Raw genomic sequence first — 17,065 nt, forward strand, 5'->3', positions numbered from 1 at the left:
GCGCCCGGCCACGATCAGACCTCGACCAGCTCGCCTTTCACCGATGCATCACCGGCCTCGTCCGGCGCGCTGGACCGGTTGGGCAGCAGGACGGCCGTCACGATCACGACCACCGCCAGAGCCGCCGATACGGCGAACGCCCACTGCATCCCGCTCAGCTGCGCCGACACCGCGTCGACACCGGAATCTTCCAGGGATCCGGCCCGGGTTGCCATCACCGTGACCACGAGGGCGGTGCCCAGCGCGGCGGCGACCTGCTGCAAGGTGCCCAGCATCGAACTGCCGTGCGAATACAGGTCCTCGGGAAGGGCGCCCAAGGCCAGCGTGAACACCGGAGTGAAAGCCGCGGCGAGCCCGACCATGAGCACGACGTGCAGGGCGAGCAGCAACCAGTACGGTGTGTCGATACCGATCCGGGTGAAGCCCGCCAGCGCCACGGTGATCGCGATCGATCCCGGGATCACCAGTACGCGACCTCCGAAACGGTCGAACAGCCGGCCGATCACCGGCCCCAGCAGACCCATCGCCAGCCCGCCCGGCATCACCAGCAGACCGGTGAGCAGCGGCGAGAGTTCGCGCAGATTCTGCAGGTAGAGCGGCAGCAGCATCATCGAACCGAGCATGGCGAGGAACGCCACCGCCATGAGCACCAGCCCCTTGGCGTAGGTCGCCGAGCGCAGCACCCGCAGATCCAGCAGCGGGGTCCCGGTGCGCTGCAACCACAGCTGACGCGCCACGAAGAGGCCGATGAGGGCGATCCCGGCCACGGTGATCAGCGCGGGAGTCGCGATACTGCCCGCCTCGAACTGGCTGAGCCCGTAGACCAAGCCGCCGAAGCCGAGGGCCGCGAACACCACACTGAGCCAGTCGATCGCGCCGGACTCCGGTTCACCGACGTTCTCCAGGCTGCGCAGGCCGAACCAGGTCACCACCCCCGCGATCGGGAGTACCAGTACGAACAACCACCGCCACGAGGCGATCTGCAACACCAGACCGGAGATCACCGGGCCCATGGCCGGCGCCACCGAGATCGCGAGTGTCACATTGCCCATCACCCGGCCCCGGTCGTGTTCGGGCACCACCGTCATCAGGGTGGTCATCAGCAGCGGCATCATCACCGCGGTCCCACCCGCCTGCACGATCCGGCCGGCCAGCAGCACTCCGAACGAAGGCGCCAGCGCGGACAGGATCGTGCCGGCGAGAAAGACCCCCATGGCGATCGCGTACGCCCGCCGGGTGGTGACCCGCTGCAGGAACCAGCCGGTCACCGGGATCACGGCGGCCATGGTGAGCATGAAGGCGGTGGACACCCACTGCGCGGCCCGTTCGGTCACCTCGAGGTCGTGCATCAGCCGCGGAATCGCGTTGATCATGATGGTCTCGTTCAGGATCACCACGAACGTCGCGATCACCAGTAATCGGATCACTGCCGGGGTGCCCCCGCCGGCCCCGCGGACAGAAACTCGTGCGGGCATGGGCTACCTCCGGGATCGCGTAGATGATGGTGCGGACCGGGCGGATCCTCGACGACCACGCCGGCCATGAGATCAGACGAACACAGCTCGCCACTCTCATCGGTGACGGACCAGTGTTTCTTACAGCTACGCCCGGGATCAATCGATTTTCATACCCCCGTATTCCCGGGCACCGCCATGATCACAGCGTTCGGCAGCGTCGCCGCAACCATCCGACGCCCGCTGTGAGAGAGGTCACGCGGATCGACGGGTACCGGCGGCCGACCTGGGCTGCCCACCCGCCCCGTGTAGGGCGCGAGCGGCGAATACCGCCTGAGCCGCGAGCCCGGCGATACCGGTGGTGATGAACGACCCCCCGCCGTGCAGGTCGCCTACGATATGGACGCACGGATCGGCCGGGACGATGCCGCCCTCCGGATGGCGAGCGGCCAGGCCGGCGGTCGCCAGGGCGTCGACGAGGGAACGTGCCCCGGCGGGTATCGCTTGCGGGGGCGGATTCACCGCGTTGACCACGATATCGGCGGTGTGATCGCCCGCGCCGTGTTCGATTCGGAATCGACCGGCCACCGACTCGACAGCACGCACGCCCCGGAGCAGTTCGAGCCGGCCGGTGTCCAGCATTTCCAGGACCGTTACGGCATTGACCGGGATCATCGGCGAAGCGATCGCGGTGGCAGTACGGAAATGCTGCCGCAACCGGGCCCGGTCGTCGTCCGGGAGCAGCGGCCACACGGAGGGTCCGAGTCGATGCACCGATTCCTGCAGAACCCGCCGGCCGATCCGGGGATCGTCGATCGCCTCCAACTGGCTCCGCAGCCGGGTCACCGGGTGGTCGGAGTTCAGGAATTCCGCGGCGAGATCGTCGAAACTCTCGCCGGTATCGGCGAGTTCCGCCTCCATCAGATCCGCGAGATCGGCCAGCGTGACCGAACCCTGTTCCCGGTACAGGGCGGAGATCCGCTCGCCGGTCAGCTGGGTGGGTGTCCGCGGGATGGGGCGCTGCCAGACGTGCGGGAGGGTTCCGGTGCGCGACAGCAGCGTGACCGGGCCGGTATGGCCGCGGGCGGCCAGTGATACCGCGATATCGACAGCGGTGAGCCCACTCCCGAGCACCGAAACAGTGCTGTCGACCGGGATCCGGCCCAGAGTGCGAGCCAGCGGGTACGGATCGTGGATATAGCCCGGCCGGTCGGCCAGGTTGTACAGGTCGGGGGGTGTCCCGCCGCCTACGCACAGCGCCAGCCGGCTCACCCGATGCTCCTGCCCCGCGTCCGTGCGCAGGACGATCATCCCCTCATGACGGGTGGCACCGGTGATCCGGGCCCGCACCACACGGGTTTCCCAGCCTCGGCCGCGCAGCGCCGCCAGCGCAGCCTCCGCCGACTCCACCAGGTATTCGCCGTACAGTGCCCGCGGGACCAGTGGCTGTCCCAGCCGGGTATCAAGATATTGCGCGCCTCGCTCGCCCAGCCATCCGCTGTAGTGGCCGAAATCGGCACCGCGGATGGACATCAGTTGTGGAATCGCGTTCACCAGCACCGAGTCGAGATCCGGTGCATAGGGACGGCCGCGCCATAACCACGGTGACGGCTCGAACACGGTGAGCGGACCGGGACGAGCCCCGGCCTCGTCCGCCGATACGGCCAAGGCGTCCAATAGGGCGACCGCCGCCGGACCGCCGCCGATTATCGCGATTTTCATGATGTCCTCTCGATCGACTGCCTTCGACCTTTGCCGGGGCGGCGGCCCGGAACCATCCCGCGCGCACAGGGTGAGCGCGGGACCCGCCCCCCTCGAACGGGGGGTTGGCGGCCGGCCGCCGACCCGGCAGGCTGGACCGCGGAGGAGCACCGAATGAATCAGTTGTCCGAACCCGTCCTGACCGCCGCCGGCCGAGCCGTCGACAGCATGGATTTCTTCGGCCGGGTCTCGGCGGGAATCCGCAGGCTCGTGCCGTTCGATTCGGCAGTCTGGACAGCGGCCGATCCGGAAACGGGACTCATCACCGCGCCGATGCTGGTGGAGAATCTCGGGTCGGGTGAGAGCTGCGCCGCCTACTGGGAGAGCGAACTGCTCGAGGAGAACGTAGTGCCCTTCCGTGATCTGGCGCGTGCCGCCGTCCCCGCGGCCGGGCTGCGCGCGGCGACCGGTGATCTGCCGGCGCGTAGCGCGCGTTTCCGTCGGCTGTTCGCCGGGCAGGGCATACATGACGAACTGCGGGTGGCGCTGCGCATCGGCGACCGGCCATGGGGACTGGTGAGCCTGTTCCGCGGCGCCGGCGACTTCACCGCGACGGAAGTGGCGCTGCTCGCCGATCTCGCCCAGCCGCTGGCGGCGCGGTTGCGCGGTTTCGCCCGGCCGGTCCCGTCGGCGACGCATACCGAGGCACCCGCACCCGGCCTGATCCTGTTCGACGAGACGGGCACGGCCGTCTCGGCCAACGCCGAAGCCAGGCAGCACCTCGCGCTGTTGCCGCCCGGGCCGGCGGTTCCGACCGCTCTCGGGCCGAAACTCCCGATCTGGTTGCTGAGCACGGTACTCCAGGCCCGGGCCCGCGCGGCCGGACTCGATCACGGCAGCGCCCGGTTGCGTATCCGGAATACGCAGGGCCGCTGGTTGTGCTGCCACGCTTCGGATCTCACCGATACGGGAGGTGGCCCCGGCCCGGTCGCGCTGATCATCGAACCGGCGACACCGGCCGACCTCGCGGTGCTGATCGCCGAAGCGCACGGTCTCACGTCCCGGGAACTCCAGGTCACCCAGCTCATCGCGCGGGGCCTGAACACCAGTGAGATCGCGGGCACGCTGTTCCTGTCGCCGCATACTGTGCGCGATCACATCAAGTCGGTCTTCGCGAAGGTCGAGGTGGGCAGCCGGGGAGAATTGGTCGCTCGCTTGTTCACCGAGCACTACTGGCCCGCCCTACCGGATCCGGTCCGCATCTCCCAGCCCGGGAACCTACCCGCGCATATCCGCGCAACCGAAGATATCGAGCCCCCGGTCACCCATCTATTGTAGGATTGTCGACAATCTAGCTCCGGGCTTCCGGGGCCAACAGGGAGGAACCGACGCCGTGCTCACCGAAGACACTCGCACCGCCGCCGAACACGCCGCCATCGATTCCGTGCCAAAAGGCCTTTTCATCGGGGGGCAGTGGCGTACGGCCGCGGCGACCATGCCGGTGTTCGATCCCGCCACCGGCGCGCAACTGTGCGCGGTCGCCGACGCCACTGCGCAAGACGGTACGGCAGCACTGGACGCGGCGGCGGCCGCGCAGGCCGCCTGGGCCCGGACTCCCGCCCGGGAACGCAGCGAAATCCTCATGCGCGCCCACCGCCTGCTGCTCGACGACGCCGACCGCCTCGCCCTCGTCGCCACCCTCGAAATGGGCAAACCACTCGCCGAGGCCCGCGGGGAAATCGCCTATGCCGCCGAGTTCTTCCGCTGGTTCGCCGAGGAAGCCGTCCGCCTCGACGGCGGATACCTGCCCGCGCCCGGCGGCGGTTCCCGGTTCCTCGTCACCAAACAACCCGTCGGCCCCAGCCTGCTCATCACCCCGTGGAACTTCCCGATGGCGATGGGGGCCCGCAAAATCGGCCCGGCGCTCGCGGCGGGCTGCACCTGTGTGGTCAAACCCGCCGAGCAGACGCCCCTGTGCACGCTGGCGCTGGCCGAGATCCTGCGGACCGCGGGCGTACCGTCGGGGGTCGTGAACGTTGTCACCACATCGGATCCCGGCCGGCTGATGGGCCCGCTGATCAGCGACCCCCGTTCACGCAAGCTCTCCTTCACCGGTTCGACAGCGGTCGGCAAACTGCTGCTCGAACAGTGCGCGCGCACGGTCATGCGCACTTCGATGGAACTGGGCGGCAACGCACCGTTCCTGGTATTCGACGACGCGGATCTGGACGCGGCCGTCGACGGAGCCCTCGCCGCGAAGATGCGCAATATAGGCCAGGCCTGTACAGCGGCCAACCGGTTCTTCGTCCAGCGCCATATCGCCACCGATTTCGCCGAACGCCTCACTGCGCGGATGGCCGAACTGCCCTTGGGGCCCGGAACCGAGCCGGGCGTCGTGGTAGGGCCCCTGATCGATACCGACGCCGTCGCCAAGGTGACCGAACTCGTCGCCGACGCCCGCGCGCGCGGCGCCCGGGTGCTGCTGGGCGGTGAGCCCGTGGACGGTCCCGGAAACTTCTACCCGGCCACCGTGCTCACCGACGTACCCGATGACGCGCTCATCTGCCACACCGAAGTCTTCGGACCCGTGGCCTGCCTCACCACCTTCGATACCGAGGACGAGGCGCTGGACCGGGCCAACGACACCCCCTACGGTCTAGTGGGTTACGTCTACACCGAGAACCTGCGGCGCGGGCTGCGGGTCTCGGAAGCGCTGGACACCGGAATGGTCGGATTGAATCAGGGTGTGGTGTCCAATCCCGCCGCGCCGTTCGGCGGGGTGAAAGAATCCGGGCTCGGCCGCGAAGGCGGCCTGGTCGGTATCGACGAATTCCTCGAGATCAAATACATCGGAGTGCCACTGTGAGTTCCTATCGGATCGCGACCATCCCCGGCGACGGTATCGGCGTCGACGTCACGGCCGAGGCAGTGAAGGTCATCGACCGGGTCCTGCCCGGAATCGAATGGACCGAATTCGATTGGTCCTGCGAAAACTACCTGCGCACGGGCGCGATGATGCCGGCGAACGGCCCGGAGCAGCTCGCGGGTTACGATGCGATCCTGCTGGGCGCGGTCGGCTTTCCCGGAGTTCCCGACCATATCTCCCTGTGGGGGTTGCTGATTCCGCTGCGACGGGCGTTCGGGCAGTTCGTGAACCTCCGCCCGGTCCGGCTGCTCCCCGGCACGACCTCGGCCCTGCGCGACCGTGACGCCGGAGATCTCGATCTGCTCATCGTGCGCGAGAACTCCGAAGGCGAATACTCCGAGATCGGTGGCCGCCACAACCCGGGCCGGCCCGACGAATTCGTCCTGCAGGAATCGGTGTTCACCCGCGTGGGCTGCGAACGGATCATCCGCTACGCCTTCGAACGAGCGAGCGAGCGCACGGGCCGGCTGTGCTCGGCCACCAAATCGAACGGCCTGATCCATTCCATGCCGTACTGGGACGAGATCTTCGACCGGATCGCCGCCGATTACCCCGGGGTGCAGACCCGGCAGATGCATGTCGACGCGCTCGCCGCCGAGATCGTGCTGCACCCCGACCGGCTGGATGTGATCGTCGGCTCCAACCTGTTCGGTGACATCCTCTCGGATCTGGCCGCCGCCGTCACCGGCGGACTGGGCCTGGCGCCGTCCGGCAACATCAACCCTGGACGCGACGCTCCCTCCATGTTCGAAGCGGTGCACGGGAGTGCGCCGGATATCGCCGGGCAGGGCATCGCCAACCCGGTCGCCCAGATACTGGCGGCCGCCATGCTGCTCGACCACCTCGGCGAGCACACCGCGGCCGCCGCCGTGGACCGGGCCGTGACCGATGTCCTCGGCACCGGTGGTCCCCGCACACCCGATCTCGGCGGCACCGCCACCACGACAGAGGTCGGCACCGCGATCGCCGACCGCGCCTCGGCCCTGCTCCCGGCCGGCTGACAACCGCTCGGCGCTCAGGACGAGCTGCGAACCGCTACCGCGTTCGGTAGCGTTCGACGGCGACGAGGCCGGCCTGTCCGGCGACGTTCTCGGTCGCCGCGCGGATCGAGACAGCCCGTGGTGAGTCCGGAACCGATACGCCAAGGGCGACCCAGTGGCCCGATAGGGTTGCAGCCATGAATTTCTCAGGCCGTCGAGTCGTCGGTGATTCGCGGATATCCGCCGGCGGATTGTCCGGCCGGGCCGCGGGGACCGCGGCCGGCGCCGCCCGGTTCCGCCCTGCCACGTTCGGGTGTAGCGGAGCGGCGCTGTCGTGACCGTGCTCATCGCCCCGGACAGTTTCAAAGGCACCTATTCGGCGGCGGAGGTCGCCGAGGCGATCGGCCGCGGGGTCGAGGAATCCGGGGGTCGCGCGCTGCGGCTACCGGTCGCCGATGGCGGTGAGGGGACACTGGATGTCCTCGCCGAGCCACTCGGTCTGCATCGGGTGTCCGTCGAATCACGCAACCCCTGGGGTGTGCCGTGCACCGCCACTTTCGGCCTTTCGGACGACGGAATCGCGGTGGTCGAACTCGCCGCGGCCAGTGGAATCACCACCCCGCACGACGGCCCGCGTGACCCGGTCACCGCCGATACCTACGGCACCGGGATGCTCATCGCGGCGGCCGCGCGCCGCGGGGCCCGGCGGATCGTGGTCGCGGCAGGTGGTTCGGCCAGCACCGACGGCGGTGCCGGCGCCATCGCGGCCATCGAGGACCGCGGCGGTCTGCACGCCGCGTCGATCACCGTGCTCACCGATGTCACCACCCGTTACCTCGACGCAGCCCGCGTCTTCGGCCCGCAGAAGGGGGCCGATCCGGCCGCCGTGGAACTATTGACCCGCCGCCTCGCCGATACCGCGCGCCGGTTGCCACGCGACCCTTCCGGTATCGATGCGACGGGGGCGGCCGGCGGCTTCTCCGGGGGGATGTGGGCACAGTACGGCGCGGAATTGCGGTCGGGTGCCGAGTACATCCTGGATACCGGCGGATTCGATGGGGCGGCCGCGGGCGTCGACGCGATCGTCGTCGGGGAGGGTCGTCTCGACGGCCAGACCCGCTCCGGGAAAATCATCTCGGCGATCCTGGCACGTGCCGGTACGACGCCGGTGTACGCCGTGGTCGGTTCGGTGGGCGAGGATCTCGGCGACTACCGGTCGCGATTCGCCGAGGTGTTCATCGCCTCCGATACCACCGCTATGCACACGGCGGGGCAGCGTATCGGAGTCCGGTACTCCCCATAGCGGCCGATGACCGCCGGCCTACTGCCGCCGGTACGGCTGACCCGGGGCGGCCGGCCCCCTGGGGGACAGCTGCGGGCCCCCGTCCGACCGGCCGGTGACCAGGACGCCGCGGGGATCGGGAGGCCGGATTCAGTATTGCGCGAACGGGTAGCCGCCCGGTACCCGAGCCGGACGAGATCACGAAGTCCGCGCCGGAATGCCTGACCACCAGGACCAGGAAGGAGTACGCGATGCCGAAGACGACTGCTCGCGGCACGGTCCGGAAATCGGACCTGCCGAGCACCCTGCAGCGTTCGGACGAGAAAGCGCAGCGAACCTTCGCCAAGGCCCACGACTCGGCACTGCAGACCTACGGCAGCGAGCAACGCGCGCATCGGGTGGCCTACGAGGCGCTCAAGCACAGCTTCGAGAAAGTGGGCGACCACTGGGAGCCCAAGAAGAAGCGGGGGCCGTCCGACGAGCGCGCCGCCAGTGGTGGCCCGAACCCGAAGGGCGCCAGCGCCGGAGGTGTGGACGCAAATGCCTCCAAACAGCATCTGCGCGATATCGCCGGCCGGCTCGATATCACCGGCCGGTGGCGGATGACCAAGGACGAACTCGTCACCGCGATCGAGAAATCCAACCGCCGGGAAACCGCCCGGCGCCGGAAGTGAGCGGGCTCGCCCGGCGGTACACGTACTCCCGCTGTTTCGCGGACGACGCGGCGGGTAGGGCGCCGGTGACGGTAGGGACACCGTCGGCAGAGCAGACGCCCGGTACCGGGCGCGAACAAACGAGCAGGAGGCCGTAATGAGCATCCAGCAGGAAACCGGCCAGTTCACCGGGACCAAGGACAAGGACTACAACCTCATCTGGTTCACCGAGGCATGCCTGAGCAATGCACTGCGCATGGAGGTGTACAGCCGGGACGCCGAGCGGGCCGGTGACGCCGAGATCGCCGAATTCTTCAAACGCGCCCAGCACGAGAGTCAGAAAGGCGCCGAGCAGGCCAAGGCACTGCTCGCTCAGCGCCTGAGCTGATCCCTCCGGCAGGGCCGCTGACTATGCGACCGGCCACCGCCCAGCGCCGGTGGCCGGTCGGCGCAGCACCCGCCCCAGGACGCCGGAAGGAAGATGATGCGAGATATCGACCTGCGGCCGTCGCCGGCGTCCGGTTCCCCCGACCCCGACCCCTGGCCCACTCCCCCGCAGCCTCCGCCGGACCCGGGACACCCGCCCGACCCGGCGCGGCCGCCGGCCCCGGATCCACGCCCGCAACCGGACCCAGGCCGACCGCCGCCGATTCCCGACCCCGGGCGGCCACCACCGGTACCTGACCCGGGAAGGCCGCCCGCTATTCGATCCGGAGAGGCCGCCCCACTACCAGAACCGGAGAGGCCGCCCATTACCGGACCCCGGAACGCTGCCGTCACCCGACAGCTGAAGCGGGGCGGAGATGCCGGTGATTCAATGCCCGGCGACCGGGTATCCGGGACGTAATCCCTGGTCGGAAGGTCGACAGGAAGGACACGCCATGGTCTCCGGACCCGACGAACCGCAGCGCCCCAGTGGCGCGGCACCACACCCGAGCGGTGGCCTGCAGCGCGGCAACGCTCCGCAGACGCCGCCCACCGGTGGCCTGCAGCCCCGCAGCACTCCGCCCAGCAGCGGTCCGCACAACATCCCGTACGAACACCGCTTTCCCGATGATTCGCGAACCACCCGCTCGCATGCCGGGGAGTCCATCGAGGTGGCCCGGAACTGGCCGGGCATGATCCTGGCCGCGATCGGCATCGTGCTGGTGGCACTCACCCTCACCGCCGCCGGCTACGGGTTCGAGGGCTGGGCCGTTATCGCGGGTATCTGCGGCGGGGTATGCCTGGTGGCCGGTATTGCGATGGTGGCCGCCGAACATCGCCGGGTGAAATCCGGAGAAGGGGCGACCTTGCGGGAGCAGCGTGGGCACTGAGGGCGGAGCCCCGGACATGGGCACTGAGGGCGGACCCCGGAAACATCTCGACCATTCCCGGGCGCCGATGCTCGAAGCGCTCGACGAGTACCACACGCTGGGCCGCTACGGATTCACCCCGCCGGGGCATCGGCAGGGTCGCGGCGCGGACGAACGGGTCCTCGCGGTGATCGGCCGGGACGCATTCGCTTCGGACGTGCTCGCGGCGCCGGGGCTCGACGACCGATTGTCGCAGGGCGGGTATCTCGCGCACGCGGAAGAGCTCATGGCCGACGCGGTCGGTGCGGAGCGCGCGTACTTCTCCACCTGCGGCAGTTCCTTGTCGGTCAAAGCCGCGATGATGGCGGTCGCCGGCGGCTGCGACGGCGGTCTGCTCGTCGCCCGCGACTGCCATAAATCCATCGTGGCCGGCCTGATCTTCTCCGGAGTACTGCCGCGCTGGATCACGCCGCGCTGGGATACCGAACGCCATTTCACCCATCCCCCGTCACCCGAACAGGTTCGCCGGGCCTGGGACGAAAACCCGGACGCCGCGGGCGCGCTGGTGGTGAGCCCCAGCCCGTACGGCACTTGTGCGGATATCGAAGGGATCGCCCGGGTTTGCCACGAACGCGGGAAACCGCTGATCGTGGACGAGGCATGGGGGGCGCATCTGCCGTTCCATCCGGATCTGCCGACCTGGGCGATGGATGTGGGCGCGGATGTCTGCGTGGTGAGCGTGCACAAAATGGGTGCCGGGTTCGAGCAGGGCTCGGTATTCCATCTGCAGGGTGATCTTGTCGACCCGGTGCGGTTACGGCACTGCGCGGACCTCCTGATGACGACCAGCCCCAATGTGCTGGTCTACACCGCGCTCGATGGCTGGCGCCGGCAGATGGTGCAGCGGGGCCGCGAAATCTTCGACAACGCCTTGCACACGGCGCGGGAGGTCCGCACCGAACTCGACCGGATCCCGGGGATTCAGGTGATGGAGGACCAACTGCTGGGAGTGGAGGCCTCCCACGACCTCGACCGCCTCCAGGTACTGATGGATATCTCCGAAACCGGGGTCAGCGGATACGAAGCCGATGCCTGGTTGCGTAATCATCGCCGGATCGATCTCGGGCTCAGCGATCATCGCCGACTGCTGGCGACCTTGTCCTTCGCCGACGGCGCGGAGACGGTCGAGACCCTGGTAACGGCGATGCGCGATTGGCGGGCGCAGGCCCGCCCCAGCGATACACCGCAGAAGATACAGGTCCCCAAGCCGGACGAATTACTGCTGGAAACCGCGATGTTGCCCCGTGACGCGTTCTTCGGGCCGACCGAAATGGTGCCGATCGGCAAGGCGGCGGGCCGGATCGTGGCCGAACAGCTCACCCCGTATCCCCCGGGAATCCCCGCGGTGATCCCCGGCGAACGGCTCGGCCAGGGTGTCCTGGACTATTTGCGCACCGGTCATGAACACGGAATGAACCTGCCCGACGCCTCGGACCCGGAGTTGAAACAGATCCGAGTTGTCGCCGGTTGACCCGTCGACCGGTGGCCTGCTGCCTCGGTAACCCGGGCGTGGGGATTGGCGCATACTGTCCGGCCGAGGCCGGAATCCTCATGCTCACCGCGGATCGTCTGTCCGGTGGGCGGACCGTGAACGCACGGCTGCCGACCGGTGAGCCGGTGTTCGCGGGGGTCGCAATAACCCGCGGCTGCGGGCGGTTTCAGCGGACAACGCGGGAAAATGTCCGATCACGACGAGGCATCCAGCAGGCACGCTGTCCCCGGGCCTGATCGCCGCCGGGCGACCCCATGAGAATTGCCGCCGTCGGGGCGACAGCCGTGCCCCGGGTGGCTGGTGTTGCCGGCAGCGGGCAACTTGCGATGTCCAGAGGAAGGCGGTGAAGTCGGTTGGTGGCGGGTCGTCGCCGCGCTCGCGGGCGTCGGTGCGATCATCGCCGCCGATCCGGCCCACCGACGCCGGCAAATCATCGATGTGGGCGGCGGACCCGCGCCCGGCTCCGCCATGGGCCGAGACCAGCACCGAAAAGCGGAGGGCCGTCCTTTGGCCGAACAAACATGTCCTGTCCAGGCAACCATGGCGGCGGACCGGAACGTGCCGACTGCGAGGCGAAAGCCAGGGGTGGGGCTCATTTACCGTCGTTGTCCGGGGATTCGGGCTCGTCCGGGCGGCGGCCGGTCAACCAACGGAAGCCGACGACCAACGCGACGAGGATCGCGATCCCGATGATCACGAGTAGTTCCATAGGGATCGCGTACCCCTCACCAGGCGGCCGAATCACGGGAAGTCCGGCGGCTCACCGCGCCGGCGTCAGGTTCGCTTCGCCCGGCGCGCATCGAGTGGCCGGCGTCGCTCGCGCATGGGGATCGTGCGTTTCGGCGGCCGGCCCCGGGAGACCGGAATACTGCCGGCCCAGCAGCCGCGACGTGCGCATCGCGCGAGGCCGGTTGCCGCGGGTTGCGGTGCGCCGGTGAAGACCCGACAGGACTGTTCGTTCATCGCGCCGGACCCGCAGGTCACGCCGGTACCGGCATCCGGGCCGCGTTCTCCTGCCGCATGCACTACAACTGCTGTCCGCATCGTGACCGCGGCCGATCCGCGTTCTTCGGCGGCGGACGGCTGGAGTCGAGTCGGCGAAGTCGCAGCACGCTCACTACCGCACTCCCGGCACCGCGCGCCGGAGAAACAGTTGGTGTGACAACGCGGGGTTTCGATCTTGTCCCGATCGGGCACTCCATACTGCGGACCCAGTGTGCGCGTCGCGCCGCCGGGCTCCAGTCGTTTGCTTTCGCCGGCGGCCTGCCGCGCCGGTACCCGTCCGGTCGTGGCGAGGCCGCGACAGCCGGTCGCACCGGACACGTGGAGGTCTGATCCTGGATACGTTGTGGACCTTCGTGGTGGAGCGTCGCCACCAGCTTTTCGTGGATTCGTATCTGCACGTCTCGGCCGTATTGCAATCATTGTTGATCGCGACGGCGATCGCGGTGCTGATCGGTGTGCTGGTCTACCGCAGTCCGGCCGGTTCGGCGGCCGCGACCGCCGCGGCCGGCACGATCCTCACCGTGCCGTCGTTCGCACTGCTCGGCCTGCTGATCCCGATATTCGGGCTGGGTGTCGTGCCGACGGTGATCGCCCTGGTGCTCTACGCACTGTTGCCGATCCTGCGTAACACCCTCGTCGGCCTGTCCGCGGTGGACCCGGCGGTCGTCGATGCGGCGCGCGGAGTCGGGATGAACCGGCTACGGGTTCTGGCCGCGGTGGAACTACCGCTGGCCTGGCCGTCGATTCTCACCGGAATGCGGGTGAGCACCCAGCTGATCATGGGCATTCTCGCCCTCGCCGCCTACGCCAAGGGTCCGGGCCTGGGCAATCTGATCTTCTCGGGTCTGGCCCGGCTCGGCAGCCCGAACGCGGTACCGCAGGCGCTGACGGGCACGGTACTCATCGTCGTACTCGCCCTACTGCTCGACGGGATCTTCCTGCTCGTCGGCCGTTTCACCGTTCCGAGGGGGATTCGTGACTGATTCCGCTACCGCCACCGGGAAATCGGCGGTTTCCGGTGTCGAGATCGTGCTCGATTCCGTCACCAAACAGTATCCGGGTCAGCCGCAGCCGGCCGTCGACGCGGTGTCGATGACCATTCCGGCGGGCGAGATCGTGGTGCTGGTGGGGCCTTCGGGCTGCGGGAAGACCACCACCATGCGGATGATCAACCGGCTGATCGAACCTACGTCCGGCACGGTGACGATCGACGGCCGCGATGCCGCGACAATGGATCCGGACCGGTTGCGCCGCGGGATCGGCTATTCCATCCAGCAGGCGGGTCTGTTCCCCCATATGACGGTAGCCCGCAATATCGCCACCGTCCCCGGACTCATCGGCTGGGATCGCAAGCGGATCGCCGCCCGCACCGATGAAATGCTGGAACTGGTGGGCCTGGATCCGGGCACCTACCGGCGCCGCTATCCGCGGCAGCTCTCGGGCGGTCAGCAACAGCGAGTCGGGGTGGCGCGGGCGCTGGCCGCCGATCCACCGGTGCTGTTGATGGACGAGCCGTTCGGCGCGGTCGACCCGATCACCCGCGGCCTGCTGCAGGACGAACTACTGCGACTGCAAGCGGAACTGGGTAAGACCATCGTGTTCGTCACCCACGATTTCAACGAGGCGGTCAAACTCGGCGACCGGATCGCGGTCCTCGGCGACCGGTCGCGCATCCTGCAATACGGCACTCCCGCCGCGATCCTGGCCGATCCGGCCGACGATACGGTGGCTGGATTCGTCGGCGCCGATGCCTCCCTGAAACAGCTGACCCTGACCCGTATCCGGGATGTCGAACTCGGCGACTGCCCCACCGTCGCCGAGGACGCTTCGATCGAAACCGCGCGTGCGGCCGTGGCGGGCACCGACTGGGCTCTGGTGCTCGACGCCCGCCGGCGGCCCCTGCGCTGGGTTTCCGCCGCCCAGCTCGCGCACGCGGCGGCGGTTCGAGACACCGGAACACCGCTCGGTGAAACCCTGTCCATGGCATCGACATTGCAGGACGGTCTGGAGGCACTGCTCACCGACCGCAACGCCACCGGGGTGGTCACCGGACCGCGCGGCGAATACGCCGGCCTCATCACCATCGATACCCTGGTCGCCCACCTCTCGGCCCTGCGCGCCGCGCACGGTGGTGCGCAGACCGCGACGGAAGCACCGGCATGACGGCGCAACTCGCGGCCGATACCGGAAAGCCCCCGGCGCTGCGGCGCGCGGACGGTGCCCGGCTGCTCGTCCAGCCCGTCCTCGTCGCCTTGCTCACCGTCGGCGTGCTGGTGTGGGCACTACGACGCGATCTCACCGTCACCCAGCAGGCCAGCCTGAACGCGAGCAATATCGCCACCGTCACCTGGCAGCACGTGCTCATCAGCGCCACGGTGGTGCTGATCGTGATCGCCGTCGCGGTACCGCTGGGCACGCTGCTCACCCGCCCGGGTTACCGCCGGCTCGCGCCGTTCTTCGTCGGTATCGCCAATATCGGCGCGGCGGCCCCCGCCATCGGGCTGATCGTGCTGTTCTACCTGGCCACCAGGACCACGGGTTTCTGGATCGGGGTGGCACCGATCGCGTTCTATTCGCTGCTGCCGGTCCTGCGTAACACCATCCTCGGCTATCAGCAGGTGGATCCGCTGCTCATCGATGCCGGGCGCGGACAGGGGATGTCGGCGGCAACGGTACTGCGGCGGATCGAATTCCCGCTGGCAGTCCCCTATATCCTGGCCGGACTGCGCACCTCGCTGGTCCTGGCCGTGGGCACCGCCACCCTGTCGTTCCTGGTGAGTGCCGGCGGCCTCGGAATTCTCATCGACACCGGATACAAACTACGCGACAACGTCACCCTGGTCGTCGGCGCGGTACTGGCGGTCGCGCTGGCGCTGCTGGTGGATTGGCTGGGCGCGGTGGCCGAACGCCTGCTCGGCCCGAGGGGGCTGCGATGAACACGCTGCGGACACCCCTGCACCCGTATCGCCCGGTGCGCAGGTCGAACGGGATCCGCACGCTGGGGGTGCTGCTGCTCTGCGGGGTTGTACTGATCGCGGGATGCGGTCTGCAATCCGGTAGCGCGGTACCGCTACGCGTGGGGCCCGGCAGTATCCGGCCGGTGCCCGCACTCGCGGGGGCCCCGGTCACGGTGGGGTCGAAGGATTTCACCGAACAGCAGATCCTCGGCTACATCATCGAATTCGCGCTGGTCGCCGCCGGGGCCGAGGTGCGCGATCTGACGAATATCCAAGGCTCCAACAGCTTGCGCGACGCCCAGCTCAGCGGCCAGATCGATATCGCCTACGACTACACCGGCACCGGCTGGGTGAACTATCTGGGCAACGAAACACCGGTCCCGGACGAACAGGGCCAGTTCGAGGCGGTCCGCGATGCCGACCGGGCCGCCCACGGGATGGTCTGGGCGGCGATGGCGCCGATGAACAACACCTACGCGCTGGCCACCGCCCGGCGCACCGCAGAAAGCACCGGGGTGTGGTCGCTGTCGGACTACGCCGAACTCGTCGCCACCGATCCGGCCGCGGCCGCCACCTGCGTCGGCACCGAATTCAATGTGCGCCAGGACGGCTACCCGGGTATGGCCCGTGCCTACGGGATCGACGAGAGCCGGGTGAGCAAACGGATCGTGCAGGACGCCGTGGTCTTCCAGGCGACCGCCGATGCCCGCCAGTGTGCGTTCGGGTCGGTGGCGGCCACCGACGGCCGTATCCCCGCACTCGATCTGGTACTGCTGGCCGACGATCGCGCATTCTTCCCGAAGTACAATGCTGCGCTGGTGATGCGCGCGGAATTCGCCGACGCATACCCGGAGGTCACCGCGATCATGACGCCGATTTCCCGGTTGCTGACAAACGAGTCGATCACCGAACTGAACAGGCAGGTCGATGTGGAGGGCCGCGAACCCGCGGAAGTCGCACGGGACTGGATGGTCACGCACGGGTTCGTCACAGCGAAGTGACCGGCCTGGTCGGCTCACCGGATTGACCGGCCTGGTCGGCTCAGCGGGGGCGGCCGGGGTCGGCTCAGCCGAGGGCGGCCGGAGGGCGCAACTGAACGCCGACCCGGTTCGCCTCGGCGGAACGACGGGGCAGGTTCGGCTCGACAGAACGACGGGCCGGGTCGGCTCGGCGGGACGGCCGGGCGGCCCGACAGAACGACAGACCGGGCCGCCCCAATGGAGCGATGGCCAGGTTCGGCCCGACAGGAGCGATGGACCG

General features: G+C 68.8%; 14 protein-coding genes. 12 read left to right on the plus strand and 2 right to left on the minus strand.

The window, feature by feature from the left end; genetic code table 11:
* Positions 1-14: 14 nt before the first annotated feature.
* Complete coding sequence (locus IU448_RS24370; RefSeq protein ID WP_195058035.1) at positions 15-1,475, minus strand: MDR family MFS transporter; 1,461 nt, start codon at positions 1,473-1,475, stop codon at positions 15-17.
* Between the two features lie 234 nt (positions 1,476-1,709).
* Entirely contained in the window at positions 1,710-3,176 is a 1,467-nt protein-coding gene (locus IU448_RS24375) for an FAD/NAD(P)-binding protein (RefSeq protein WP_195058036.1), read from the minus strand.
* A gap of 153 nt (positions 3,177-3,329) precedes the next feature.
* On the opposite strand from IU448_RS24375, the gene IU448_RS24380 reads away from it, so the two are divergent.
* The 12 genes from IU448_RS24380 (at position 3,330) to IU448_RS24435 (ending at position 16,806) form a co-directional block, all read left to right on the plus strand.
* A complete protein-coding gene (locus tag IU448_RS24380) occupies positions 3,330-4,493 on the plus strand; it encodes a LuxR C-terminal-related transcriptional regulator (protein ID WP_195058037.1) in 1,164 nt (387 codons plus the stop codon).
* 97 nt (positions 4,494-4,590) lie between these two features.
* A complete protein-coding gene (locus tag IU448_RS24385; protein ID WP_416383045.1) occupies positions 4,591-6,021 on the plus strand; it encodes an NAD-dependent succinate-semialdehyde dehydrogenase in 1,431 nt (476 codons plus the stop codon).
* Positions 6,018-7,082 carry a tartrate dehydrogenase gene (locus IU448_RS24390; RefSeq protein WP_195058039.1) on the plus strand — a complete coding sequence of 355 codons (1,065 nt, stop codon included), beginning with the start codon at positions 6,018-6,020 and terminating at the stop codon, positions 7,080-7,082. Before IU448_RS24385 ends, IU448_RS24390 begins: the two co-directional genes overlap by 4 nt.
* 313 nt (positions 7,083-7,395) lie before the next feature.
* Complete coding sequence (locus IU448_RS24395) at positions 7,396-8,364, plus strand: glycerate kinase (protein WP_195058040.1); 969 nt, start codon at positions 7,396-7,398, stop codon at positions 8,362-8,364.
* Between the two features lie 230 nt (positions 8,365-8,594).
* A complete protein-coding gene (locus IU448_RS24400; protein WP_195058041.1) occupies positions 8,595-9,017 on the plus strand; it encodes a ChaB family protein in 423 nt (140 codons plus the stop codon).
* Between the two features lie 136 nt (positions 9,018-9,153).
* Positions 9,154-9,384, plus strand: a complete 231-nt coding sequence (locus tag IU448_RS24405; protein WP_033245578.1) for a hypothetical protein — start codon at positions 9,154-9,156, stop codon at positions 9,382-9,384.
* Between the two features lie 640 nt (positions 9,385-10,024).
* Positions 10,025-10,312, plus strand: coding sequence for a hypothetical protein (locus tag IU448_RS24410; RefSeq protein WP_195058308.1), 288 nt, complete (start codon positions 10,025-10,027; stop codon positions 10,310-10,312).
* 16 nt (positions 10,313-10,328) lie between these two features.
* Positions 10,329-11,822 carry an aminotransferase class I/II-fold pyridoxal phosphate-dependent enzyme gene (locus tag IU448_RS24415; protein WP_228814194.1) on the plus strand — a complete coding sequence of 498 codons (1,494 nt, stop codon included), beginning with the start codon at positions 10,329-10,331 and terminating at the stop codon, positions 11,820-11,822.
* Between the two features lie 1,358 nt (positions 11,823-13,180).
* Positions 13,181-13,831 carry an ABC transporter permease gene (locus IU448_RS24420; RefSeq protein WP_195058310.1) on the plus strand — a complete coding sequence of 217 codons (651 nt, stop codon included), beginning with the start codon at positions 13,181-13,183 and terminating at the stop codon, positions 13,829-13,831.
* On the plus strand, positions 13,824-15,011 hold the full coding sequence (locus IU448_RS24425; RefSeq protein ID WP_195058042.1) for an ABC transporter ATP-binding protein: 1,188 nt from the start codon (positions 13,824-13,826) through the stop codon (positions 15,009-15,011). The genes IU448_RS24420 and IU448_RS24425 overlap by 8 nt, the downstream gene beginning before the upstream one ends.
* On the plus strand, positions 15,008-15,784 hold the full coding sequence (locus IU448_RS24430) for an ABC transporter permease (protein ID WP_195058043.1): 777 nt from the start codon (positions 15,008-15,010) through the stop codon (positions 15,782-15,784). The genes IU448_RS24425 and IU448_RS24430 overlap by 4 nt, the downstream gene beginning before the upstream one ends.
* Positions 15,781-16,806, plus strand: a complete 1,026-nt coding sequence (locus IU448_RS24435) for a glycine betaine ABC transporter substrate-binding protein (protein WP_195058044.1) — start codon at positions 15,781-15,783, stop codon at positions 16,804-16,806. The genes IU448_RS24430 and IU448_RS24435 overlap by 4 nt, the downstream gene beginning before the upstream one ends.
* The last annotated feature ends 259 nt before the right edge of the window (positions 16,807-17,065 follow it).

Source organism: Nocardia flavorosea (assembly GCF_015477805.1).
Taxonomy (GTDB): domain Bacteria; phylum Actinomycetota; class Actinomycetes; order Mycobacteriales; family Mycobacteriaceae; genus Nocardia; species Nocardia flavorosea_A.